This window comes from Hyphomicrobium sulfonivorans (assembly GCF_013306565.1).
Classification (GTDB): Bacteria; Pseudomonadota; Alphaproteobacteria; order Rhizobiales; family Hyphomicrobiaceae; genus Hyphomicrobium_A; species Hyphomicrobium_A sulfonivorans.
Map to the genome: position 1 here is coordinate 266,495 of NZ_PZPO01000006.1, position 24,832 is coordinate 291,326.

The 24,832-nt window shown below is 62.2% G+C and carries 19 protein-coding genes; 13 read left to right on the forward strand and 6 right to left on the reverse strand.

Going from position 1 to position 24,832, the window contains the following annotated elements:
* Positions 1-265 precede the first annotated feature (265 nt).
* On the forward strand, positions 266-850 hold the full coding sequence (locus C6Y62_RS14700; protein WP_173954548.1) for a hypothetical protein: 585 nt from the start codon (positions 266-268) through the stop codon (positions 848-850).
* Between the two features lie 98 nt (positions 851-948).
* The gene (locus C6Y62_RS16245) at positions 949-1,347 is read left to right on the forward strand and encodes a hypothetical protein (RefSeq protein ID WP_198491365.1); all 399 of its coding nucleotides are present in this window, start codon (positions 949-951) and stop codon (positions 1,345-1,347) included.
* Between the two features lie 727 nt (positions 1,348-2,074).
* Here the strand turns inward: C6Y62_RS16245 and C6Y62_RS14705 are convergent.
* On the reverse strand, positions 2,075-3,364 hold the full coding sequence (locus C6Y62_RS14705) for an O-acetylhomoserine aminocarboxypropyltransferase (RefSeq protein ID WP_173954549.1): 1,290 nt from the start codon (positions 3,362-3,364) through the stop codon (positions 2,075-2,077).
* A gap of 72 nt (positions 3,365-3,436) precedes the next feature.
* Between C6Y62_RS14705 and C6Y62_RS14710 the strand changes: the two genes are divergently transcribed.
* The 9 genes from C6Y62_RS14710 to C6Y62_RS14750 all read left to right on the forward strand — a co-directional run bounded on the left by C6Y62_RS14710 (position 3,437) and on the right by C6Y62_RS14750 (position 16,981).
* Positions 3,437-3,715, forward strand: a complete 279-nt coding sequence (locus C6Y62_RS14710; RefSeq protein ID WP_173954550.1) for a hypothetical protein — start codon at positions 3,437-3,439, stop codon at positions 3,713-3,715.
* 129 nt (positions 3,716-3,844) lie between these two features.
* Positions 3,845-4,366, forward strand: a complete 522-nt coding sequence (locus C6Y62_RS14715) for a hypothetical protein (RefSeq protein WP_173954551.1) — start codon at positions 3,845-3,847, stop codon at positions 4,364-4,366.
* A 377-nt stretch (positions 4,367-4,743) separates the two neighbouring features.
* Complete coding sequence (locus tag C6Y62_RS14720; RefSeq protein WP_068464231.1) at positions 4,744-5,088, forward strand: hypothetical protein; 345 nt, start codon at positions 4,744-4,746, stop codon at positions 5,086-5,088.
* Between the two features lie 326 nt (positions 5,089-5,414).
* Positions 5,415-6,983: a hypothetical protein gene (locus C6Y62_RS14725; RefSeq protein ID WP_173954552.1), complete on the forward strand. Its 1,569-nt coding sequence runs from the start codon at positions 5,415-5,417 to the stop codon at positions 6,981-6,983.
* 81 nt (positions 6,984-7,064) lie between these two features.
* Positions 7,065-8,504 (forward strand): mannose-1-phosphate guanylyltransferase/mannose-6-phosphate isomerase, encoded by a 1,440-nt coding sequence (locus tag C6Y62_RS14730; RefSeq protein ID WP_173954553.1) that lies wholly within the window; start codon positions 7,065-7,067, stop codon positions 8,502-8,504.
* Positions 8,505-9,177: 673 nt separating this feature from the next.
* On the forward strand, positions 9,178-10,557 hold the full coding sequence (locus tag C6Y62_RS14735) for an SAM-dependent methyltransferase (RefSeq protein WP_173954554.1): 1,380 nt from the start codon (positions 9,178-9,180) through the stop codon (positions 10,555-10,557).
* A gap of 202 nt (positions 10,558-10,759) precedes the next feature.
* On the forward strand, positions 10,760-12,145 hold the full coding sequence (locus C6Y62_RS14740) for an OmpA family protein (protein WP_173954555.1): 1,386 nt from the start codon (positions 10,760-10,762) through the stop codon (positions 12,143-12,145).
* A 153-nt stretch (positions 12,146-12,298) separates the two neighbouring features.
* Positions 12,299-15,058: a hypothetical protein gene (locus tag C6Y62_RS14745; protein WP_173954556.1), complete on the forward strand. Its 2,760-nt coding sequence runs from the start codon at positions 12,299-12,301 to the stop codon at positions 15,056-15,058.
* 351 nt (positions 15,059-15,409) lie between these two features.
* Entirely contained in the window at positions 15,410-16,981 is a 1,572-nt protein-coding gene (locus C6Y62_RS14750) for a bifunctional aminoglycoside phosphotransferase/ATP-binding protein (protein ID WP_173954557.1), read from the forward strand.
* A 275-nt stretch (positions 16,982-17,256) separates the two neighbouring features.
* On the opposite strand, the gene C6Y62_RS14755 is transcribed toward C6Y62_RS14750, so the two are convergent.
* Both C6Y62_RS14755 and C6Y62_RS14760 read right to left on the reverse strand, forming a co-directional pair.
* Positions 17,257-18,363 (reverse strand): polysaccharide deacetylase family protein, encoded by a 1,107-nt coding sequence (locus C6Y62_RS14755; protein WP_173954558.1) that lies wholly within the window; start codon positions 18,361-18,363, stop codon positions 17,257-17,259.
* Positions 18,364-18,635: 272 nt separating this feature from the next.
* Positions 18,636-19,622 carry a polysaccharide deacetylase family protein gene (locus C6Y62_RS14760; RefSeq protein WP_173954559.1) on the reverse strand — a complete coding sequence of 329 codons (987 nt, stop codon included), beginning with the start codon at positions 19,620-19,622 and terminating at the stop codon, positions 18,636-18,638.
* A 230-nt stretch (positions 19,623-19,852) separates the two neighbouring features.
* Between C6Y62_RS14760 and mgtE the strand changes: the two genes are divergently transcribed.
* A complete protein-coding gene (gene mgtE, locus C6Y62_RS14765; protein WP_173954560.1) occupies positions 19,853-21,229 on the forward strand; it encodes a magnesium transporter in 1,377 nt (458 codons plus the stop codon).
* Positions 21,230-21,239: 10 nt separating this feature from the next.
* Positions 21,240-21,680: a GNAT family N-acetyltransferase gene (locus C6Y62_RS14770; protein ID WP_173954561.1), complete on the forward strand. Its 441-nt coding sequence runs from the start codon at positions 21,240-21,242 to the stop codon at positions 21,678-21,680.
* A gap of 82 nt (positions 21,681-21,762) precedes the next feature.
* Here C6Y62_RS14770 and C6Y62_RS14775 read toward each other — a convergent pair whose 3' ends face one another.
* The 3 genes from C6Y62_RS14775 to C6Y62_RS14785 form a co-directional block, all read right to left on the reverse strand.
* Complete coding sequence (locus tag C6Y62_RS14775) at positions 21,763-23,088, reverse strand: hypothetical protein (RefSeq protein WP_210258076.1); 1,326 nt, start codon at positions 23,086-23,088, stop codon at positions 21,763-21,765.
* Positions 23,089-23,191: 103 nt separating this feature from the next.
* Positions 23,192-24,118, reverse strand: a complete 927-nt coding sequence (locus C6Y62_RS14780; protein WP_173954562.1) for a DUF5655 domain-containing protein — start codon at positions 24,116-24,118, stop codon at positions 23,192-23,194.
* Positions 24,119-24,129: 11 nt separating this feature from the next.
* The gene (locus tag C6Y62_RS14785) at positions 24,130-24,732 is read right to left on the reverse strand and encodes a methyltransferase family protein (protein ID WP_246274757.1); all 603 of its coding nucleotides are present in this window, start codon (positions 24,730-24,732) and stop codon (positions 24,130-24,132) included.
* Positions 24,733-24,832: the final 100 nt, after the last annotated feature.

The window sequence follows — 24,832 nt, forward strand, 5'->3', positions numbered from 1 at the left end:
TCCCAGCTATTCGACGGACTGCGCCAAAAATGCGCGATCAGCCTTGACGCTCCGCCCGTAAGACGCCCATCGTCAAGACGCGATTAACGGTGGCAAGATGATGGGAAACACCGGTTTCAGAGGGCGCCTCATGAACGCACGGTTGAAACCTGCCGCAGTGAGGCTTGCCGCAGTTGTACCCGGGGCTTTGATCGCTCTTGGTGTGGCTGCACCTCTCTCGGGGGCACACGCTCAGGAATTCTGCGTCTCGTGCCAAGGGCCGGACGTGAGCTATCGCTGTCTGATCGGCGGCGAAGGCACCCCGGCGGCGCGCTCCTCCCGAGGGCAGTTCCTGTGCATCACGGAGCTGGCCAAAGCCGGGGGGCATGCAACCTGTAGCGTTTCGCGCAGTCAGGCGACGCCATGCCCCGGCGAAACGCGCTCGGTTCTGTTTTCTCTGGCTGACCCTGAGACGTTACCGTTGGGGCAGACACGGACGGACGGTGCGGCTGCTCCGGCAACGGGGCTTTCGGGTTCGCCCCAGCTACCTCCTGCAGCGGTTGGCTCGACGGTTCCTCATGCCGCGCCAGGCGGCGCAATGCCACCGATGACGCCGGTGGGGACGATCGACGGTGGGGCGTACCCGCCAGGACATGCACCGTCTGCGGGTGAGGACGGCTATCCGACGCCGCTGCCGCCGGAAGCTGCAGCGGAGGGCGAGCGTGCTGCCGCCGCCAAACCCCAAAAGCCGGGTGCGCTGCAGGATATGGCCAACAAGACCGGGAAGGCGTTTAACGACACCGGCAAGGCCGTTGGCAAAGCGGTCAAAAAATCGTGGGACTGCGTGACGTCTCTATTCGGGGACTGCTGACATTTTAACGGGCGACTAGTCAGCATGCGATTGGCAGTACGTCGGTTTGGCCGACGTGGCCCAGCTCAACTGCGCAAGGATGGCCTTGCCCGAGCAGCATGACCAAGGCCGACCGAGATTTCGTCTTCCTAATTTTCGCCTTGACCGAGAGTGCTCGCGCATTGCGCGCGCGCTACGAAATCGAAAGGCTTGGTGGAGTTCGGAAGCAAGTTCAGCCGGGAATAGTGGCCCGTGAATTTCAAAGCGTCTTCGAGCAGATCCGACTTGCGCTTCAGTTTTCGTCGAACGTCTCCAAGATTTTCTGGCCACATGGAAAGGCGGCTAGCAAGGCGGCCAAACGTGGTGACCGCCTAAGAAACTTGGCGGGTTTACCTGGTAGACATCAGCTTTCTGACAGGAGGCTGCGAAATCACATCGGGCATATCGACGAACGGCTGGACGATTGGACTGAGCAATCGCCTTGTCGACGTGCAAGGCAAGATTTCAATAGCCCTTAGAAAGATGATCAAAGATTGGGGCGAAGTCAGTGGTTCGCCAACCTTCGATGGTGTTTCCGCGGTTGAAGAGGATGAGGGCAATCGCGCACAGACGCGGCGTGGCTCGGTCACGGACTAACTGGTGCGCAGATACCTGCACGCGAGAGTTGGCGTGAGCGGATGGCGTGGTTCAAGCTGGCTTCGCGTTTGCCGCGCCTATCGTATGCCGATATTCTTCTGCGACTGAAGAGCGTGTGCAACCTGGCGTGGATCCCGACCGTTGTCGGGGATGACGATGTGCGGAGGAGGGCGGGTTGAGCGCGTTCTCCCGGCTTCGCTCACCGATGTGATCGTGCCGTCCGCGCCGGTGCCCGTCGCCCCGCGGGAAGCCCGTCGGTGCGAGCGGAGCAAAACGCACCGGCGGACGTCCGCGCAGTGGAGGCGCGGGTGCGAGAAAAGATGTCGAGCAAATGTGCTGTCAACATTGGCGAAGTCGTCTTCGACCGGTTGGGCGCCGCTCGGACAGTGCGTGCGTCACGCCAGGAAACCCGTCGGTACGGGAAAGCCATCATGCACCGGCGGCGGCTCCCCGTAGGGGCGTCGCCGGTGCGAAAAAATTTTAATCACGCGACCGTTGTCGAGGTGACGGTGTGCGCAGGCGGGCGGGTCAGCGCGCGCCAATCAGCGCTGGCGGCCGGCTGCGTGGAGCGCAGTCGCCAGCGCTAACTTAAAACCGCACGGCGGGTCGTTAGATCTGCGCCAGCGCCTGTTCCAGATCGGCGATGATGTCGTCCTTGTCCTCAATGCCAACTGACAAGCGCACAACATCAGGACCGGCGCCGGCGGCGATGCGCTGCTCGTCCGTTAGCTGGCGATGTGTGGTTGAAGCTGGGTGAATGACGAGGCTGCGCGTGTCGCCGATGTTGGCCAGCAGACTGAACAGCTTGAGGTTGGAAACCAGCTTTACGCCGGCCTCATATCCGCCCTCAACGCCGAAGGTGAACACGGCGCCTGCTCCGTTGGGACAGATGCGTTTGTGCAGATCAAAATACGGGCTGGAGGGCAGCCCCGCATAACTGACCCAGCGAACCTTGGGATGCTTCTCCAGCCAGGAGGCAACCGCGAGCGCGTTTTCGCAATGGCGCGCCATCCGCAGCGACAGCGTTTCAGAGCCGGTCAGCAGCATGAAGGCATTGAAGGGCGAAATGGCGGGACCGAGATCGCGCAGGCCCATGACGCGGGCAGCGATGGCGAAGGCCATGTTGCCGAAGGTGTCGGCGATCTTGAGGCCGTTGTAGGAGGCGTTCGGATCCACCAGCGTTTTGTAATGGTGTGGACTGGCGCGCCAGTCGAAAGTGCCGCAATCGACAATGGCGCCGCCGATGGAATTGCCGTGACCGCCGATGAACTTCGTCAGCGAGTGAACGACGATATCGGCGCCAAATTCCTTCGGGCGGCACAGGTATGGCGTTGCGAGCGTGTTGTCGACGATGAGCGGCACGCCGGCTTTTTTGGCAACCGCAGCGATGGCAGGCAGATCGACAACAACACCGCCGGGGTTGGCCAGCGATTCAACGAAGATTGCGCGGGTTTTTGGCGTGATGGCCTGCTCAAAGCTGGCGGCATCGGTGGCGTCTGCCCAACGCACGTTCCAGTCGAACTTCTTGAACGAGTGATTGAACTGATTGATGGAGCCGCCATAGAGCTGACGACCGGCGATGAATTCGTCGCCCGGTTCCAGCAAGGTATGGAAGGTCAGGAATTGCGCGGCGTGACCGGACGCGAGAGCAAGCGCTGCGGACCCGCCTTCAAGCGCGGCCAGCCGACCTTCCAGCACAGCCTGGGTTGGGTTTGTGATGCGCGTGTAGATGTTGCCAAAGGCTTCGAGGCCGAAGAGTTGCGCGGCATGGTCGGCGTCGTTGAACACATAGGATGTGGTTTGATAGATCGGCGTCGCCCGCGCGTTGGTGGTCGGGTCCGGCGCCGCGCCTGCATGCACCGCGAGGGTGTCAAATTTGGGCGCGCGAGAATCCGTCATCGTTATCTCCCTAGTCCTGTTCTTTGACCGATTAGGGAAGGGAAGGGGCGCAGCAAGTCAACGGCCATTCTGATGATAAGCAACGCGCTGGGCATGGACATGGGGAGGAGGCTGCGCGCGGCGCAGTTTTACTGCAACGTTTCTCAAACGCAGCGCAAAAAGGGGTGGAACAGCGAGCGGGATGCCAGCGAACGCGGTTTTAATCGGGGTGCGATGCAACTGAATCGACGCAAAAAGGCAGAGTTTGCGGGGATTTTCCTTGCAGCAGCTGCCTGTGTTGAAGCCGAACGCCAGCCATTATGGCAGGTGGACAGCGGACTGTTGCCCAAACTATGGCTCTATCGGCTATAGTCCGGCCCGCGGCATTGACATCGTGCGCGGGGTGCATCCACTGGGCCCCGCGGCGATGGTTTATTCGTGAACGGTAGTCGCGCTCACGGATACATCGTGCGCCGTTGCATTCTCTACTGGAGACACGCCTTGATAAACTCGCATCTTTCCGGCCGGTCCGCAGCTTTGATCGTCGTCGGGATCGTTGCTGCCATTGTGGTCGGGTTGGCCGTGGTGGCGATCTATCAGGTGGAGAAAAATTTGACGCCGACTCCGGTTGCGGAAGTCGTTGAGGAAACGCGTGAGGCAGAGTTGGCGCCTTCGCTCGACTGTGCGTTCCGTCCCTTCATCACCCGCAGCAACGCGTTCTATTTCTATTTCGATGTCGATTATGCGAAGGGCAAAACGCCTCTTTTCTATGAGCGTGCGCTGGTTTCAGCCGATGGCAGCCGGAAGCGCTACACGGGCGATGAGCGGCCGGTGTGGACGTACGCAATCAACGAAGATGGCAAGTCGACGATCAAGTCGGCCGACGGCACGCTGATCGTTCTGTATGGGCTTAAGCTTGGTGCGCCCGGCATTGTGCCGGTGGAAGCGGGCATCAGAAGCACCGTGCTGCGCAATCTGGGTGGCGAATGCCGCCAGACCAATCTTGATGGTTTGCCCCACTGATCAGGCCGCGCAGTTTGTTCGTTGCGGCGTGATTGAACGCTGCGTTTGAGGCGGCGTGGACGGCTGCCGTCATAATATCGTTCAGCGATATTTGTCGCGTCGTGCCTTTCCCAACGGCTTACGGTTGCCCGTTGTGTAGTGGCATGTTGCGCGGCGGTCGGCGCTTGCGTTGTGGCGCAGGCGTGCGGTTCTGCGTGCCGGATCGGGAGCACAAAAACCGCTCTCCACGGCGGATCGGTATCAAAAGCGTTAAGTTCGTTGCGGGCAGAGTTGATCGTGGTTATATTCGGTGCGACAAGTTGGCAGGTGTCTGTCTGCCACAAAGGTTGCTGACTTAGCTCTGGCCAATCGGCTGGTGGGGTCAGCCGGAGGCTTCCATGGCCACACTTGAGCAGCCTATCGCCGCCGAGAGCACAGCTGTCGTGCATTTTGCTGAGACGGCTGAGCCATCGATTGTCCGGTCGCCAGCCTTTGATGTCGCGAAAGTCCCGATGCTGTTGCAGGTTCTAGGATTGAGCTGGTTGATCGGGGCGGCGATAAGCGTCGCTTTTGTTTCCACGCTTTTGCTGTTCAATGTTGCCGGTCTCAAGGATCTGATCGTGCGGTCGGACGTGTACTTCCTGGCGATGTTTTTGCTGTATTTCTTCAATATGTTGACGTTCTCAAGCGTCTCGATGGGCATCACGATCATGCGGTTGCCCTGGGACGACGATAAGCGCTAGCTGGGTGCGGCTGCCGTAGGCCGACGGGCGTGTGGCAGCGATGGCGGGGCGCTCGAAGCAGCTAATGCCTTCTGACCGGCAGCGAGCGATGATGGTCTGCCTTGCTCCGATGAAGACGCGCCCCGATAACCCGCCGCGTCGGCGACCAACTAAACCGTCTTCGACCTGCCTTTTTCACCGATAACCATGGCCGCAGCCTTATGCGCTGAATGGGTGCAACCCGTTGTAGGGTTCGCGCACCGGTTGGCGCATTGGCTGATAGCGGTTCGCTGCCTCGGGTGGCGGTGCGGCGGCGCCCGTATTGGGGCGTTGGAAACAGGGGCAGCATGGCTACGATCGTCACGGTCCATGGCACGTTTTCGAGTGGACCGGTTGAGGGGCAGAAGTGGTGGCAACGGGGAAGCTGCTTCAGCACGCGCATTGCCGAACTGGTCGAAGGCAGCAACGGCAAGGTTCAGGTTGAGCCGTTCATCTGGGATGGCCTCAACAGCGAGATGGCGCGGAATGCCGCCGGGGCGCGACTGGCGGCGAGGCTGCACGAGCTTGATGAGCAGGGCGAGCCGTTTGCCGTTATCGGTCACAGCCATGGCGGTTCGGTGCTGAGTGCGGCGCTGCTGAATGCGTCGCGGATGAAGCAGTCGATGCAACACATGCAGCGCTGGATCACCGTGGGCACGCCGTTCATTGAAACGCGGCGGCAGCGGTTTTTATTCTCGCGGCTGAGTGTTCTGGGCAAGGCGGTTTATCTCACGCTGCTGATGTTTCTTGTGCTGGGCATCATGATCGCGATGGGCGGCTCGGTTGATTCCGCGCCTGAGGCGTGGGTGATGCTGGTTTTAGTGTTTCTGACGCCGATTGCAGTTTTTTATGCGGTGCTGAGGTATCGGGAATCGAAGCGCTCACTGCGGTTCAATCGCCGGCTGCTGGGTTTTGCCGACAAGCACTTCGCTGATCGCTGGTTTTCGCTGTGGCACGCGAAAGACGAGGCGGTGCAATGTCTGAAGGCGGTGAAGCGCCTGGATCTGACGATCTTTCCGCGCCACTTTGCGGTGTCATCGCTTAATCTGCTGGCGGTTGGTTTCGTGCCGCTGCTGTGTCTGCTGGCGCTTAATTCGCAGACGGTGATGAATGCCATCGCCGCGCGTGTGTTCAGCAGTATCGATGCGCTGGCGGCAGAGCAGCTTTATCCTTCCAACGGCACCAACATTTTCGAGAATGCAGCGGTGCTGTTTCTGGGCCTGCTGATCATCCCCGCCAATCTGATCATGCCGGATGTACAGTTCGACGGAACGCCGCTGCCGGTGCAGATCGGGCTGGTGCTGTTTGGCATCGCGGTGCTGATCGGCACGGTTTATCTGCTGACGCTGGTGTTCAATGCTATTGCGCGCGCCGTCAGTCACGGCCTGAGCCTGATGCTCAACCCGGTGACGCTTTCGCAGCTAAAAGCCGCCACCTACGGCAGCGATGCGCGCGAAGATTTTGCCATCGACGCGCGCGAGTGGCCGATCTGGCTGTCGCGCGGTTTTCCTCCGTTGACGCCTGACATCGCTGCTCCGCTGGAGCAGGCGAGCGATCGTGCCATCGGCAACGCTGTGCCGAAGTTTCGCAACATTATCGACAGCCTCACCTGCGCCGAAACGGCGGAGGCGACGTCCGACGTGGTGGCGGATTATCTGACCTGGCAGGAGCTGATCCATACGTCGTATTTTGACCAGGACAGCGTCGTGAAGCTGATCGCGTTTGCGCTATGCCAGTCGGATGGCTTCAAGCCCTCGGCGAAATTTGCGATGGACCCGGACTTCACCGCTGTGCAGCGGGCGTATGCTGCGATCATCCATGGCGAAGTGAAAATAGCCGGCAGCCATGCGGAACCGCAGCCACTCATAACCGGCTAACGGTATTGGCAATTGATGTGGTGCGGCGAAGCAAATTGCTGGTAAGCCACAACTCTGCAACCCACGCGAAAATCGTTGATCATGCATATTCATCCAGTACTTCTATGCGGCGGTTCCGGCACCCGGCTGTGGCCGTTGTCGCGTCAAAGCTATCCCAAACAGTTCTCGCGCCTGATCGGTGATGAAAGCCTGTTTCAGCAGGCGGCGCGGCGGCTGTGCGGGCCGGGATATGCTGCGCCTGTCGTGGTGACGGGCAACGATTTCCGTTTCATCGTGACGGAGCAACTGGCGGCAGTTGAGATTGCTCCACAGGCGATCCTGATCGAGCCCGATGGCCGCAACACTGCGCCTGCCGTTCTTGCCGCCGCGCTCGTTCTGGCGCAGAGCAACGCGGACGCGTTGATGCTGGTGGCGCCATCCGATCACGTTGTTCCCGACGCGCAGGCTTTCCGCACTGCTGTAGCTGCTGCTGTGCCGCGTGCGCGCGCTGGCGATCTGGTGACGTTTGGCATTGTGCCGACGCGTCCGGAAACTGGCTATGGGTATCTTGAACTGGCGGCGGACGGACGTATCGATGCCGATGATCCGCAGCGGTTGGCGAGGTTCGTGGAAAAGCCGGACGCTGAGCGCGCCGCCGCGATGGTCGCGGCCGGAAACTTTCTCTGGAACGCGGGCATTTTTCTCTTCACCGCGCGGACACTGATTGATGCGTTTCGCGCGCATGCGCCGGACATTCTGGCGCCGGTTGAATCATCCGTTGCCGAGGCGACCACGGATCTTGGCTTTACGCGGTTTGCGCCCGAGCCGTGGGCGCGAGTGCCGTCCAACTCGATCGATTATGCGATCATGGAAAAGGCTTCGAACCTTGCGGTGATGCCTTATCGCGCCGGATGGTCCGACCTCGGCGGCTGGGAAGCTGTGTGGCAGGAGACCGGGCCCGATGGCGCTGGCAATGTGTGCTCGGAGCACGCAACGGCGATCGACTGCGAGGGTTCGCTGCTGCGTTCGGAATCGGAACGGATCGAGCTTGTCGGCATCGGTTTGAAAGACATCGTTGCCATTGCTACGGCTGATGCCGTGCTCGTTGCGCCGAAGTCGGAAAGTCAGCGCGTGAAGGAAGCGGTGACTGCGTTGCAGTTGGCCGACCGGCGTCAGGCAACGACATTCCCCATCGACCATCGGCCGTGGGGCTGGTTTGAAAGTTTGGCTATTGGACCGCGCTTTCAGGTGAAGCGCATTGTGGTTCATCCCGGCGCGGCGCTGTCATTGCAGTCACACCATCACCGTTCGGAACATTGGATTGTCGTTGAAGGCACAGCCAAGGTCACAATCGATGGCGAGACCAAACTGGTGACCGAGAACCAGTCTGTCTATGTGCCGCTCGGTTCGATCCATCGCATGGAAAACCCCGGCAAGGTGGCGATGGTGCTGATTGAAGTGCAGACCGGCAGTTATCTCGGCGAGGACGACATCACCCGCTACGAGGACGTTTACGCGCGCGGGCAGGGCGCGAAGGGATAAGCGTCGTTGACTGAGGTGCGTCGGCGATTGATTTGTCCGGCGCGCGTTAGTGCATTGCCGGAAGCTGATTGTAGCCTGCTTCCTTGCTGCCGATAATTGCATCGGAGCCCGATTGTATTTTTCAGGCCGGATAAACATCTAGAGGACTTAGATGGCCGGGGCGCCCGAGGGTGTGGACCCTATAGTGGAGTACGCATGATGGGCTTCGTTCGATTGATTGTTGCGGCGGGAGTGGGCGCCTGCATGTTGGCGCCGTCCGCTGTTTTGGCCGACTCCTATTGGGAAGTTGAAGCCGCGCGTGCCAACGCCAGAGCGGGCGGACCGACCAATGCGCGGGATGCGGAGTTGCTGAACCGGTATGGCTGCCTGAGCGGCACCAGAAGTCGTTTCTGTGAAGCACAAGCCGCCGGTGAGCGGCCTGTTTATCGCTCGCAACGGCGCAAGGCACGTCGCTGATCGTCTGGCACTGATGTTCGTCTGGATAGTCGCCGGACAGGTTCGTTGTGCGCAACATGCACAAACATTGTGCGGAATTTTCTGCGTGAATGTGTTGGCGATAGCCGCATGTAGATTTAGTCTCTCATAAGACAATGCGCGTACGCTCGCAGTTTTGGAGCTGACGTACGTGTGACGTGCGTCGTTGGCCTTTCGCACATTGCCGGTGGTCGTACATATGGAAAAGATTCTTACGACAGTACTTGCCCGTCTTGTGAAGCGCGGCTCGTTGGTGGTGGTGAGCGCCAGCGGCAAGGAATACACACTGGGTGACGGGACAGGCGAAGAAGTGCGCGTGCGCTTCATGGATCGCGGTGCTGAGCGCGCTGTAGCGCTAAATCCGGAATTGCGGCTCGGCGAAATGTTCATGGATGGCCGCTTTGTCGTCGAGCGAGGCACGATCTACGATTTTCTTGAGCTGGTCATGCGCGATGCGGCGGTTGAAGATCGCTCGCTGGCGACGCGCATGCTGGGCAAGCTGCGGATGGCGACGCGGCGCGCCGTGAGCGCCAACAGCCGCTGGCGCTCCCGTCGCAATGTCGCCCACCATTACGATCTCGATCACCGTCTGTATGATCTGTTTCTCGATCCGGACAAGCAATACAGCTGCGCCTATTATGAGCGCCCGGGATGCACGCTGGAAGAAGCGCAGGCATCGAAAAAGCGGCTGGTTGCGGCCAAGCTGCTGGTCGAGCCCGAAAGCAGGGTGCTGGATATCGGCTGCGGCTGGGGTGGGCTGGGCCTTTATATGAAGCGCGTTGCGGGCGCGCGGCAGGTGTATGGCGTTACGCTTTCCACCGAGCAGCTTGAAGTGGCGCGGGCGCGGGCGGAAGCTGCTGGCGTGGCCGACAGCGTGCGCTTTGTGCTGCAGGATTATCGCGAGCTTGAGGGCAGCTTCGACCGGATCGTGTCGGTTGGCATGTTTGAGCATGTGGGACCGAAGTATTATCCGGCCTACTTCAACAAATGCCGTCAGGTGCTGAAGCCCGATGGCGTGATGGTGCTGCATACCATCGGCCATATGGATGGGCCGTGGTATCCGAATCCGTGGCTGGACAAGTACATCTTCCCCGGCGGCCAGCTGCCGGCGCTGTCTGAAATTGTGCCAGCGATTGAGCGCGCAGGACTGATGGTGACGGATGTTGAATGCCTGCGCATGCATTATGCTGAAACGCTGCTGGATTGGCGCAAGCGTTTCATGGCGCGTCGCGATGAGGCCAAGGCGCTTTATGACGAGCGCTTCTGTCTGATGTGGGAGTATTACCTAGCGGCCTGTGAAGCGGCGTTCCGCTTCCAGAACGTAGCTGTGTTCCAGGTTCAGTGTGTGCGCCGCGCCGATGCGGTGCCGCTGACGCGCGATTATATCGCTGAGCGATATGAAGACCTGCGGATGCGCGAGGCAGAGCTGGCGCGGGCTGAGGCGGTGCGCGGCGGCAATGATGGCGTGGAGCGTATCCGGCCTGAGGTTGTCCGGGCGGAGCAGCGCGAGAGCGGTGTTGCGGCTGACAAGGGGTTGGGCGGCGCCGAGCCAACGCCGATCCGCAAGCAGCAGCAGTAATTAGCCATTTTTGACTTTTCGCCAGCGTGTGTGGCCGGGCATCCGCTTGGAAAGCCAGCAGCATTTGACTATAGTTGCGCAGGCACGGGCACACCCGTGGCTAAAGTGTATCAGGCGCCCGGCCGCGGGCGGGGGGATCCAGGGGACAGGGTCTCGGCAACAGTAGCGTAACAGCGCTCAATGCGGAGGCGCACGAGTTCGTATGAGATGCCATCCGGCACGGTGGCTGTGGGGGCTCATTCCGGTTGCGATGTTGAGCTGGCTCGCCATCCATGTCGAGACAGATGCCATCGAAGCCGAGCTCGAACAGCGCAGCGCAGCAGCACTTGCGCGCTCCGGCCATGGCTGGGCTTCCGTGGCGTTTTCCGGCCGCGATGGATTGCTTGTTGGCTTTGCCGATAATCAGCAGCAGGTCGATACGGCCGCCAACATCGTGCGCGACCTGTGGGGCGTGCGCATGGTTAACGTGCGTGCGCGGCTGCCGGAGACGGGACGCATCCCCGCGTTCGTGGGCGATGACGCGCTGCCGGTGCCGAAAGAACCCGACGACGGTCCGCAGCTGCTGGCGGATGAGTATCCGGTAGCGGCGCTCGGCTCGGACGAACCTTCGGAGACGCTCGCGGCGGGCGTTGCCGGTTCCATGACAGTGACGGCGTTCAGCGGTTTTCCGATCGAGACGGTTCGCGAGCAGGCTCCCGGGCGCTCGGCCTGGCAGGCGGTTGCGACCTGGGCCGGTTATCCCGATGGCGATGTTGGCCCGGTTGCGGAGATTCCGGAATTGCTGGCCGACCGCAAAGCGCCGCGTAGTGTCCGAGCCCGCACGGTGGCGATCTATGACATCAGGTCCGGCGCTGAGGAGGCCGAAACGGAGCCGCCTGCGCCGGAACTGAAGGGGCCGCCGGTGCAGGTGATGCGTTTGACGGCGCGAATGCCGGAGGCTGAGGCTTGGGCGTTTGGCCCAGCGGTGCCGGTGCTGGAGCCGGGCGAGACGGTGACGGCGTGGGATGTCGATGAGCCGGAGCCCGAACCGGAAATTGCCGCGCTGGAGCCGGAACCAGAACCAGAACCGCTGATCGAGGTTGCGCCAAGGCCCGAACCGAAGCCCAAACCCGTCCGCAGGGTCGAGCGCCCTGCTGCGGAACCGACTGCTCCGCGCTTTGACACCGCTGCGTTACCGCAAAGCAACAGCGACCCGAATGCGGGCTGCATTCTGGGCGTGCTGGAGGCAGCCGAACGGGTGGAAGTGCATTTCGCCCATGGTGTTGCGCGTCTCGACCGGATTGAAAAATCGATACTCGATCAACTGGTTGATGCGTTGCTTGGATGTCCCTACGCGTCGCTGCGAATTTCCGGTCACGCGGATTCAACGGGCAGACCGCGCAGCAATCTGGCACTGTCAAAACGCCGTGCACGTGCCGTTGTAGCGTATATGGTCGATAGGGGTATTGACGCCGAGAGGCTAACCGCCGTTGGCTTTGGCGACACGCAACCCGTCGCGCCGAACACCACGTGGACCAACCGGGCGAAAAATCGCCGTGTCGAGGTGATCGTCATGGTGCGAAGGACGGCTGCGGGGGCGAAGGGATAGGGGAGACCGATGGACTATCTCATCGTCAATCTCGGCTGGTACATCGCCGGTGCGTTTTTGATCGGCTTCGTTGTTTCGTGGATTTTGTGTGCGCGGGTGGATGGCTAACCGCACCGGGATGCGGCTGGTCTGTTTGTGGGGGAGTGGGAAGTTATGTCGGAGTTGGCTTGGCAGGCGTGTCTGCTTTTGGCCGCGGCCTTCTTTTTCGGAGCCGTCCTGGCCTGCGGGCTGAAACGCCACTTCTATTATAGCCGCGCCAGTAAGGCAGCCGCCATTGCCGCCGTAGGCACGGCATACGCAGCCGCCCCCGGAGAACCGCGCATCGAGGTGACGCCCCGCGCTGAGGTGGACGATCGCTTCAATCGGGCCATCAGTGGCCAAATCGCTGCTGGCGCCCGCCGTGATTTCATCCCGCACACCGCACTGCCAGTGTTGGGCCCCAACTTCGTTCCCATTCCGAAGCATGGCGAGGGTGGCGTCGGGGCAGCCGTTGCGAGCGTGATTGCAGCCGGGGGCGTCGCAGCCGCCGCTGCCGCCATCGTTCCGGTGGCGCCGGCCCGTGGCGATGACCTGACGCGTATTCGCGGCATCGATCAGGTCATGCAGAAGCAGCTGCATGATCGCGGAATTACGAGCTTTGCGGCATTTGCTGCGTTGAGCGATGATGAAGTGAAGGCGGTTGAAGACGGGCTCGGCGTTGCGCGCGGGCGGGCTGCCACCGACAACTGGCTGCGCTCGGCCCAGGTGCTGGCCGCTGGCGGTCTGACCTATTACGCGCTGCGTGCCGATAGCGGCGTTCCGGTGCCTGCATTCACCGTTCCGGTTGCGACGGCTGCCCAGCCTGTTGCGATCAAGCCGATTGAGCTTGGTTCGCTGCCGCGCATCGTGGGCACCGATCCGCATCAGGATCTGACGCGCATCCATGCAGTTGATACCGGCATTGAGGGCGAGCTGAACCGCCTTGGCGTGGTGCGGTATGAGCATGTCGCGGCGCTTAATGACACCGACGTGCAGACGATTAGCGAGCGGCTGGATCTGGGCGATCGTGTTGTGAGCGAGAACTGGCGCGGACAGGCACGTGTTCTCGCTGAAGGCGGCACGACATATCAGATGCTGAAGCGCAATCGCGGATCGGCCGCTGCAACGGCTGCTGCTTCCGCCGCAGCAGTGGCTGCGGTTGCGGCACGGATCGGTGGACGCCCGGCAACTGAGGCTGCTCTGCCCGCTTCGTCGCCGACTGCTGTGGTTGTTGCCGAAGAGACGATTGCCGAGCCTGTTGCCGTTGAGCAGGAAGTTGATGCCCCAGTCGCTGTTGTCGAGCCTGCAACAACAGAGCCAGCTCCGATTGAGTCGGAACCTGAGCCGGAGGACATGGCACCCGTAGTAACGGATGCCGTCGCCGACCATGCAAATGTTGACTTGGCAGCTGCCGCCGCCGCTACGCTTGCTGCTGCTGCTGCTGCTGCTGCTGCGGACGAGGCGCCTGCTCCCGTCGTCGAAAGCGCGGTCAGCGTACTGACTGTGCCTGCGGATGACTTTACCCGCATCCGGGGCATCGACATCGCGATGCAGAGCCAGATCCACGAACTGGGCATTACGCGGTTCTATGAGCTGGCGTCGCTTTCGGCAGAGGATGTCGAAGAATTCGAAGAGGTGCTCGAAATCGAGCGTGGTCGTGTGGCGCACGAAAACTGGTTGCGCCAGGCGCACATTCTTGCGACCGGCGGTGAAACCTATTACGCGCGCCGCGCTGACAGCGGCGATCCGGTGCCGCCGTTTACAGTGCCGATGCATTCAACGGCAAGCGGTTCGGCTGCTGCCGAAACACGGCATCAGCCCGAAGCGCCGGGAACGCTGCCGCGCGAGCTTTCCGCACGTGGCCCGAGCGATGACCTGACGCGCATCCGTGGCGTCGATGTTGGCATGCGCCGCGCTCTGAACGAGCTGGGCATCCGCCATTTCCGTCAGCTTGCATCGCTCAACGCGACGGATGTTGCCGACCTCAGCGCGCATTTTGGTCTGGGCAATCGGATCGTAGATGAAAACTGGCTCGGGCAGGCCGCAGTGCTGGCGCGGGGCGGCGAGACCTATTATGCGCGCCGCCATGATCTGGCGACCGCAGCCGCTGCCGCTGCGATTGTTGTTCCCTCGGCAACGGTAGCTTCGCTGTTGCCGGAACTTGCAAACGTCCCGGAACCGGAGCCGGAAAATGTGTCTGAGGTTGTCGCCGACGTGGCGCCAGCAGTGGAGCAGATCGCCGAGCCGGCTTCGGCGGAAGCAGTGGCAGCCGTTGAGGAGATAATCGCCGCGGTGAGCGGGGCATCGGCCGCGCATGAAGCCGAGCAGCAGTTGGACGAGGAAGTGCCGATCGCCGTTTACGCCGAGGCTGAATATGCCAGGGCGGCGGCGGAGGCTGAAGCGTTGGCGGATAGCGATGGTGGTGAAGCGGGTGAAGATGCGGGGCTTGCGAGCTCTGAGCCAGCCGCGCTGCCTGAGCCATCAGCAAGCGAGCCGTCTGTAAACGATGGTGTTGAGCTGGAGGCGCAGAGCCAGCAGCCGCAGCACACTCAATCACACCACACGCAACCGCATCACTCCGGCAGCGAGCTTGGGGCGCTGCGCTCGGTGCGTTCGGAGTTGCTGCTGGGCGATGCTTCGCGCGCGCTGTATCTCGATGGCAAGCCGGACGACCTGAAGCGTATTCGCGGCGTGGGCGTGCTTATCGAGCGCAAGCTGCATGAGCTTGGCGTTCATTATTTCGAGCAGATCGCCAACTGGTCGGTTGAGGACGTCGAGCACGTCAGCAATCTGCTCGATTTCCGTGGCCGCATCGAACGCGAGAACTGGATCGAGCAGGCGCGCATTCTGGCGTCGGGCGGACAGACGGAATTTTCGCGACGCGGAGATAGCTGAAGCTCGGCGGGTTGTGCGGGTGCGCCTGATCGTTCGCTGCGGGTTTGCCGCGGCGGACGCTGGTGACAGTCGCCGGGTTGGTGCTGTTTGAAGTCAGTGCCGTTGCATCTGACGCCGCCGCCGCGCCGCTGTTCCGTTGCGCGTTGGTTGGTCGGTTGCTGGATCGCCGCTTGCTCCGGCGCAAAGACCGGCGCGTGCCTGCCCGTCATATTGGCCAGAAATATTGTGGTGATGCGGGATGCAATCGCCAACGCCAGACGTTTGTCGGGGCGGGCTGCGGCTGTTATAGCCGCATTTAACATTGCGCCCGCATTGATAATCTGAGCCAGCGCATACCGATGGGGTGAGCCGATGGGTGATTCAGTATTCACCTTCGCCGATGAAGAAGAGCGCGATGTCTGCGCTTTGCTGGGCGATCCGGCGACCTACGGCGTTGACCGGGTGGATGTGGTCGAGACCCATATCGGGCGCGTGTTTCTGGCCGGGGATGACGCCTACAAACTGCGCAAGCGGGTGAACTTCGGCTTTGTCGATTTCTCGACGCTGGAAGCGCGCTACGCCGCTGCTCTACGCGAACTGGAGCTCAATCGGCCGCATGCGCCGCGCATGTATCATGGCCTGCGTCCGATCGTGCGGTGTGATGGCCAGCTTCAACTGGGTGCGGCCGATGGGCCTGTCGCGGGCGAGATCGTCGACTGGCTGGTGCATATGCGGCGCTTTCCGCAGGAAGCTGTGCTCAGCTTCAAGGCGCAGCAGGGCCCGCTGGGTGATGCGCTGGCCAAGGCGTTGGCCGATATGGTGGCGCGGTACCATCAGGACAGCCCCATTGCGACGCTGTGCGATGGCGCCGGGCGGATGCAGGCGGTGGTGGAGCAACTTGCTACGGCGCTGGCGACCGAGCGGCCGCAGATTGCCCGCGGGCTGCGCGGCGCGTTCGATACCGTGCGCGCACAACTTGCCGAACGCGGCAATGCCGGCTGCGTGCGCCGCTGCCATGGCGACCTGCATCTGGGCAACATCGTACTGATTGATGGTCAGCCAATTCCGTTCGATGCGCTTGAGTTCAGCGAGGCGCTTGGCACCATCGATGTGCTTTACGATCTGGCGTTTCTGCTGATGGATCTTGAGGCGCGGGGCGATCATGCGGCGGCGAACGCCGTGTTCAACGCTTACTGTGCGTTTGAACCTTTAGGCGGCGAAATCGAGGGACTGGCGTGTCTGCCGTTGTTCCTGGCTTGCCGCGCCGGTGTGCGTGCCATCGTTGCTATGGCGCGGCTCAGTCAGGTGGTGGAAAGCGAACGGGCCGAGGTGGAGCGCGTCGTCGATCACTATGCGCGTCTGGTCGAGGGCTATCTGACACCATCGCCGCCGCTGCTTATTGCCGTCGGCGGATTGTCGGGAACCGGCAAGACGACACTGGCGGCCATGCTGGCGAGCCATATCGGGTCGGCGCCCGGCGCGCTGCATGTGCGCAGCGATGTTGAGCGCAAGCGGCTGTTTGGTGTGCCCGAGACGCAGAAACTCGATCGGCAGCATTATCGCGTCGCCACCGCGCAGCGAGTTTACGGCATGCTGGAAGATCGGGCTCGGCGCGGACTGCGCATTGGCCACGCGGTGATCGTGGATGCTGTGTTTGCCAAGCCGGAGGAGCGGGCCATGGCGGCGGCTGTTGCCGAGGAGGCCGGTTGCCAGTTTGCCGGGCTTTGGCTGACGGCGCCGGAAAGCACGCTCATTCAGCGCGTGGAGCAACGGGTCGGCGATGCTTCGGATGCGGATCGGCGCGTGGTGCGCGAGCAGCTGAAGTATGACATCGGGCCGATGGAATGGACCGAGGTTGACGCTTCGACGAGCATGGCGGCCAGTCTGGATGCGGCTCTGAATGCGCTTGCAGCTCAGGGCATAGCGCTACGTAAGCTGGGTTAGAGCCAGAGCGCGATCGGTTTGCATCGTATCACGATGCGATGTTCACGGTGCGAAGGGACTATGCGGGCACGGCAGAATGCAGGCGGCTGATGGGCGCTGCACGTGCAAACGTCCGCTAGGCTGTTGCATCCTGAGACTTGCGTGGAGCTTCGTTCGCGCTGGCGACTCCGCTTCGCGGAGCCGGCCGCTAGCGCATGGTTGTGCACTCGCCGATGACCGCGCAACGCGCTGGCGGTTGGTAATGAGGCACGTGGGTACGCGGCTTCCGTAACAGCCTACCAGCGGCCGCCGATTGCTTCACCGAGGCTAGAGGGAACTGAATACTCTTTCTGTTTTTTGGCAGCCGCCTTGGCGCGCGCCTGTGCGGGCTTTGGTGCCGCATCGCTGTCATCCTCGTCCGTCGAACCGGTGTCGGCTGCTACGGCGCGATCGACGGGATGCGTGCTCTTGCCCGTGCGGGCACGGTCTTTTGCATCCGGCTCAATCGTCGTCACCTCAGGCTCGCTATTGGTGTCGAGGTTGGTGACGGCGAAGAACGGCACCAGCTTCGGCCCCGCCGGTTGTTCCGGGATCGCCTTGGAAAGTTCGGCGGTCAGTTCGGGCAGCGGCTTGAATTCGGTTTTGGAACGCAGATGCACGACCTTGTAACCGCGCTTCTTCAGCTCGGTGAGGATGGTCGGCAGTGCGGCGGCGGTTGAGGCCTTGATGTCGTGGAACAGGACGATGCCGCCGTTGCGGGCCTCAACCTGCTGGATGGTGCGTGCGGCAAGGCGCTGGGGGCTGGCGATGTAGCTGTCGTTGGAGACGACATCGACCGTGAACGAGGCGATGCCGCGTTCCTGCATATGGGTGAGCATCGGCCCTGAATCGGACAGGCCGGGGAAGCGGAAGAACGGAGCGATCGGACGTCCGGCGGCCAGCGCCACGGCGGCAAAACCGCGTTCGATCTGGTCCGTGGCCTTGGCCAGCGGCAACGCGCGCATGTTCATCGGATGCGACCAGGTGTGCGTGCCCATGGTGTGGCCGCGGTCCATCACCTCTTTGACCATGCTGGGATAGGCCTGCGCCATCCGGCCGACATAGAAGAACGTCGCCTTGGTGCAGAACTTGTCGAGCGTGTCGAGAATGGGCTTGGTGAACTTGGGCAGTGGGCCGTCGTCGAATGTCAGCACGACTTCCTTTGGACGCAGAAAGCGCGGCTCCTGCTCGTACTTGGTGAGACCGCCGAACAACGGTCCGGTGGACGGGTCGATTTCGACGATGCGTTCGACGCCAAGTGCGCCTTTCGGAGAGGCGCAGGCCTCTTCGGCTTTCGCCGCGACGGTGCCGAGGGAGGCGGCTGTGATGCAGACGGCGATGGTCAGGGAAAGTCGGCGGATCACAGGCTTTTCCTCGGTTGGTTCAGAACCCTAAAATCCCATCTACAGTGTGTCGGCGAGAAATCACAGTGTGCGTGCGCACTTCGTGCCAGGGTGAGGCGCAATTCCCACGGCACGAGGGGCCGGCAATAGCGATCGCGTGCGGCTGAGCCAGGGGAAGAGGCGGGCCGAACGCTAGCGGTCGGAACGGCGGATATGACGGCGGCGGCAGCAGCGGGGTACGATGATCGAGCTGCAAACAGCGGGCATGCGAGCTGCCGCGACGCGATGGCCGATCAAGGATCGGTGGCCTTGCGCGCCCAGGGCAGAATCTCGCGTCCGTTTTCGTCGGTCTCGACCGCGGCCTGCGTATCGGCATTGGGCCAGGTGACGGCGCGCTTGGCCAGCGGCTGCTTGTTGGCCGTGGCCAGCTTGCGCGCGATCATCTTGCGCGCGCGCTCGTCGTATTCCGCCACCGTTTCTACATCGTCCTGCGGCACCACATGCACGACCTTGTAGCCACGCTGTTTCAGTTTGGTCAGCAGGCTCGACAGGGCCTTGGCCGTTGAGGGCTGAATGTCGTGGAACAGGATGATGCCCTTGCCCCGTTCCGCCAGCTGGGCAAGCACGGTGCGCTCGACCGTTGCTGCATCCTTGGTGCGGAAGTCGCGTGAGTCGATGTCGATGGTGAAGTTCGCGATGTTGCGCTGCTTCAGGTAGTCGGTGCCGGTTTTGTTGAAGCTGAGATAGGGGAAGCGGAAAAACGGTGCGACGTCGCCCTCGAGCGCCTGCGACAGCGCGCTGAAGCTGAGCTCGATTTCCTCCAGCATCTTTTCCTTGGACAGCGACGGCAGGCGGGCGTGCGACCAGGTGTGTGCACCGACGGTATGACCGGCCGCTGCAACCTCTCGCACCATCGCCGGATCGGCCACTACCATGCGTCCGACCATGAAGAAGGTGGCTTTGGTGCAGTGCTCGGCGAGGGCTTTCAGGACAGTGCGGGTGTGCGACTTCAGCGGGCCGTCATCGAACGTCAGTACGATCTCGCCCTTGTTGAGGAAGTCGTGATGGCCGCTGACGGTGCGTCCGAACGAAGGGCCGCCCGCGGCATCTACTTCGACGATGCGCGACAGGCCGATGCCATCGCCGCCGCTGGCGCATGCTTCCACCTGCAGAGCGCCGTGCGCAAGCAATGGCGAAGCCTGCCCCAGAGCAAGCCAAAGCAAGCCAACGGTGAAAGCTTTAAACAGCCGCATCCCCGCAACCCGTCCAAATCCAGCCATCAGCAGCGCCCTCCGCCGATAAGCTTCATGAGCCTGTTAGTAGGCCGAAACGGCAAAGAGTTTCCGCCTTTTTTGCTCTTCCACGGCACAACATCAGGGTGCTGTTGCATCTGCGCACACGGATGTATTCATCGTCGCAGCGTGCTAAAGGCGTTGCATCGCGCATCATATCATCTCTAAACGGGCAGACACCGGCCGTTTCCTGCCGCCATCCGGGGTGCCTCCTTGCCATGACGAACGCTGACGAGACCGTCGCGCCAGAGCGCGGCAACACACCCATCGCCGAATGCATTTCTACCATCTCGGAGGCGCTCGAACGCCACGATCTGGCGAAGGTGCGCGAGGTTGCCGCGGGGCTGGAAAATCCGGATCTGGCCGACGTCATCGAGGAACTGGCGCCGGAACAGCGTGTCGAGCTGATCGAAGCGCTGGGGGCGGATTTCGACTTCGAGGTGCTGACCGAAGTTGACGAAAAAGTCCGCGACCAGATTTCCGAAGCGCTGCCAAACGACGTTCTGGCCAAGGCCGTTACCGAGCTGGACAGCGACGACGCCGCCTACCTGCTTGAAAGCCTGGAGGCCGACGACCGGCAGGAAATTCTTGATCAGCTGCCGCAGAGCGATCGCGCCGCGCTGGAACGCAACCTGCTGTATCCCGGCGAAACCGCCGGCCGACTTATGCAGGCCGACTTTGTCGCCGTGCCGCCGTTCTGGACTGTGGGGCAGGTGATCGACTTCGCCCGCGATACCGAAGACCTGCCGGAGACGTTCTCTGAAATTTTCGTCGTCGATCCGGGCTTCCACCTTCTGGGCAGTGTGAACATATCCCGGCTGTTGCGCACCAAGCGGGACGTGCCGATCAACACCATCATGGAAGCTGACCGCCATATGATCCTGGCGACGGCCGACCAGGAGCAGGTGGCGCGCCAGTTTGAGCGCTATGGCCTGATGGCGGTGCCGGTTGTCGACAGCGACGAACGGCTTGTCGGTGTTGTGACCGTCGACGACGTCGTTGAGGTGATCGAGCAGGAAGCGGACGAAGACGCCAAGCTGCTGGCCGGCGTTGGCGACGAGCGGCTGAGCGACAGCGTGCGCGAGATTGCGCCGCCGCGCTTTCTGTGGCTGCTGGTGAACGTTTTGTTCGCGATGGTTTCCGCTTCGATCATCGATCTGTTCGGCGGTTCGATTGAGCAGATGGTGGCGCTGGCGGTGCTGATGCCGATCATCGCGTCGATGGGTGGCAATGCTGGCACGCAGACGATGACCGTGACGGTGCGCGCGCTGGCAACCAAAGAGCTGAGCGACATGAACGTGCGGCGCGTTGCGCTGCGCGAGGTGACGGTGGCGCTGATAAACGGCGTGCTGTTTGCTTGCTTGCTGTCGGCGTTGGCGATCTTCTGGTTCGGTGGAGCGGGGCTGGGCGTTGTGATCGCTATCGCCATCATGATCAACCTGCTCGTGGCCGCCGTTGCAGGCATGTTGATCCCGCTGGGATTGCAGCGGCTGGGATTTGACCCTGCCGTCGCGTCGACGGTATTCGTCACCTCCCTCACCGATGTCGTAGGCTTCTTCGCCTTCCTCGGGTTGGCGACGTTCTGGCTGCTGTGAGGATCGAAGCATGGCGATAACCATCAGGCGTCTCAACACGGATGATCGCGACGGCTGGGAAAGGCTGTTCCGGGCCTACATCCGTTTTTATGAGGCGGAGGTGCCCGACGAGGTGATCGCGCTGACATGGCAGCGATTGCTGGGTGAAGAGGACGGCATGCTGGGGCTGCTGGCTGTCGGCGCTGACAGTGTTCCGGTAGGGCTGGTCAACGCTGTGTTTCACCGCTCCACCTGGTCGCCGACGGAGTATTGCTATCTGGAGGATCTGTTCGTTGATCCTGCTGCGCGCGGTGAAGGTGTCGGCCAGATGCTTATCGAGGCGGTCTATCGCGAAGCCGATCAGCGCGGCGCCACGCGCACCTATTGGGCGACACAGCACAACAACGAAACCGCGCGGCGGCTCTATGACAAGCTGGCGACGCTGAGTCCGTTTGTGCAGTATCGGCGCTGATGTGTGCGGCGCTGGCGCCGAAAGTATTCTCTTAGCCCGTGCTTCTTATCGTAAAATCGGTGCCCACTTTTCCGGAAGCACTTTAACTCGACGGCGCGTCGAGACGGCGGGTCAGGTTTTCAAACTCCTGCCGCAGCGCTTCATTGCGGAAGATCTGGTCGAAGGTTGGCGCTTCCAGTTTCTGGATGGCCTCGAACGACGCGGCGCTATCCTGCATCAGGTTCTTGAGCTGAAAGCTTGCTTCCACTGTTTCGTAGGTGTTGTCGGCGATGCGCAGGTCGTGCACCGCGCGCGTGCGGGCGCGGGCGATCTGCTCGCGCTGCTGCTGCAGATAACGGCGATAAGCCTTGGCCGCTTCCGCCGCCACCTTCTGCGCCTCGCGGTTAGCTTCCAGCGCGCGACGCTGATCGGGGCGGTTTTCAGCCTGCAACAGGCGCGCGGTTTTGCCCTGCGCGGTTGCGATGTCCTTCAGGATGGCATCCAGCTTCGGCATGTAGTTGGTGTCGATGCGCTCGATGGCGGACGACTGCGCGTGCACCAGCATGGCGAACAGCGCCGCGTGCATGGCGAAGTATTTGCGCGCCGCGTTCATGTTGTCGCCAGCGGCGTTGAGGAGCTTGCCGAGCTGGCTGTCGATCACCTTGGCGGCGCTGAAGGCTGCAACGAGCCGCACCAGATCGCCTGACAGAACGCTGTCGAGCAGCAGATCCACCTGATCGGGCGAAAGCTGAACGCCAGCTTCGGCCAGCGCGACGGCAACCTCGGTTTTCGCCTTGGCGATCTCTTCGCGGTTCTTGTCGATGCGCTTGTGCGCGTCCTGGATGTTGCCTTCAAGGCTGTCGACCGTATCGGTCAGCAGGCCGGGCAGCATGGCATCCTTCGGCGCGGTGAGCTGCTTCTCCTTCATCGTCGCGATCTGGGTTTCGATATCGCGGATGTTGAGGCGCAGCGTCTCAATTTTGCGCTGCATCTCCACCACCGGCACATCGGTGACGATGCCGAGCGCAGAATCGAGCAGGCCACGGATGCGGGCTTCGCGGTCCTCGCGCGTTTCCGTCCACAGCGGTGTCAGGATGAACTCGTCGCGGCCGGGCAGCTTCTGTGCCTGCGCGCGGTGGTCGGCGGTATCGCGCAGTACGCTGTCGATCTCGCGCATCAGCCGGCGCGCTTGCTCGAATGCCTTGTCGCCCTCGCGCGGATCGGCGGGCTGCTTGGGCTGGGCCTGTTGTGCATCGCCGGGAGTTTGCGGCTGTGCCGATGACGGTGCTTTGTCGGCGCCCGTCTCGGCAAGCCGCAGCAACTCCGCTATGCCGTCACGACGGGCGGTCTGCGCCTCGGCGGCAAAGCTGGATGCAGCGAGAATGAGCGCTGCTGCTGCGGTGGGCCAACGGACGTCGGCGGCGGACATGGCGAAAGCCTCCAAACATATGTCACCCCAGTGGGCAGCAAATTCGGGCCTTTCAATGGTCCGAACCCGTTCGCGCGCGGATTAGCGGCGGATAACGGTGCCTTCAGGTGGTTGCTGTGCCGGAGGCGCGCGCCAGAAGATCGCTGAACCGCTGGTCGATCTGGCGCGCATCCGTCAGCACAAGCATGTGGGAAAGCGCTTCGCCCTTGCCAACCCCGCCGCCGGTCTGACCGCGCCGCACAAAATCGTCCGTCGGATGATCGCCGAGCGCCAGATGCAGGCGCAGCTCCTTGCCGGTGATGCCCAGAACGGCGAACGGCGCGGGGCTGCCGAACGACAGCGAGCTTTCCTGAACGGCCAGCGGTGCCTTCGGGACGGCGCCTTTGATCCGCGCGAGAATAAGCTGCGCGAGCGGGCGATAGGCCTTGGCTTTGGCGAGCACGCTATCGATGTCCCGCGGGCCTGTTGCGGTTGCCGATGGGGCGCTGCGGGTTGCTGCGGCGTTAGAGGACGTGGGTGGTGGTGTGCTGGAAGCAGAACCGGAACCGGCAGCCGCGCCGCCCATCACGACAGTCAGGCGTGGTGGAGCAACGATGCGCTCGGGCGTCGGGTCAGGTGACTGCGATGGCTGTTGCTCCGGCTGCGGAGTATGGCCATCGGCAACGGATCTCGCAGCGCTTGAGCTTTCGACCGGCTGGCGCGGAGGCTGTTCATCTACGTTTGTTGCCGGCGTTGCGGGCAGAGACGATGGCGCCAGCACTTCGCGCCGCCGTCGCGCAGCTGGACGGCGCGGAGCTTCCTCCTTCGCCACCTCGGCATAAATCGGTCGGCCGCCGTTGTGATGGATACGCTCCAGCCACGACGCTTTCGAGAACATCAGCCCTTCATGGCGCAACCAGTCGATGATGTCGTTGCGCTCGGTTTGACCGCTCTGCGCAATCGCGTGCATCCACTGTTGCAGATTGCGCCCGGTGTTTTCTTCGAGCCCATCAAGAAAGGTGCGTTCCTTTTCACCGAAGCCTTTAGTCATGCCCTCCTGCCTCAGATCCAACGGCGCGATCTGGATTTGTAGTCGAGATATGCTTGTCCGAAACGCCGTTCCAGATGGCGCTCTTCCGGCACGATGGCGAGTTTCGTAACCAGCGCGGCGAATGCGGCGGCGGCGCCAACCAGCCAGATGTTTTTCGTCAGCTCGGCCGCGCCGAGCAGGATCATGGCATCGCCCAGATAGATCGGGTTGCGAAAGCGCCAGAACGGACCGGACGTGACGAGATGCGTGGCTCCGACGTCGGGCAGCATGGTCGTGTCGTGGGTGCGAAGTGTCACGATGCCCCAAACGACGAGCACGATGCCAAGCACGCCGATGCCAAGTCCGATGAAACGCGCGGGCGTATCGTCAACGCCGGGCCACTCCACCGGAGCGGCATAGCCGAGGATGATCGCCAGCGCGGCAAAGCCGGCCAGCAACAGCGGCGGCCATGGCACTGAGCTCGGGCGCAGCTCGATATCGCGATCGTCCTGCGCTTCGGCATCGCTCTGCATTTCAACGCTGTCCAACGCATCTTCGGCCGGTGGCTCAGCGGGCTGCTGACCGGGCTGCGTTCCCTGGCGGGTGGCGGCGTTGTCTGGTTCGCTATTCGACATGAAATTCCCGTCGTGGGCTGCACCGCACAACATGTACACCAGAAACGTGGCGGGCTGCTAATCGGCGCGAAAAGATGGGCGGCGGTGCTGTGAATCGCGA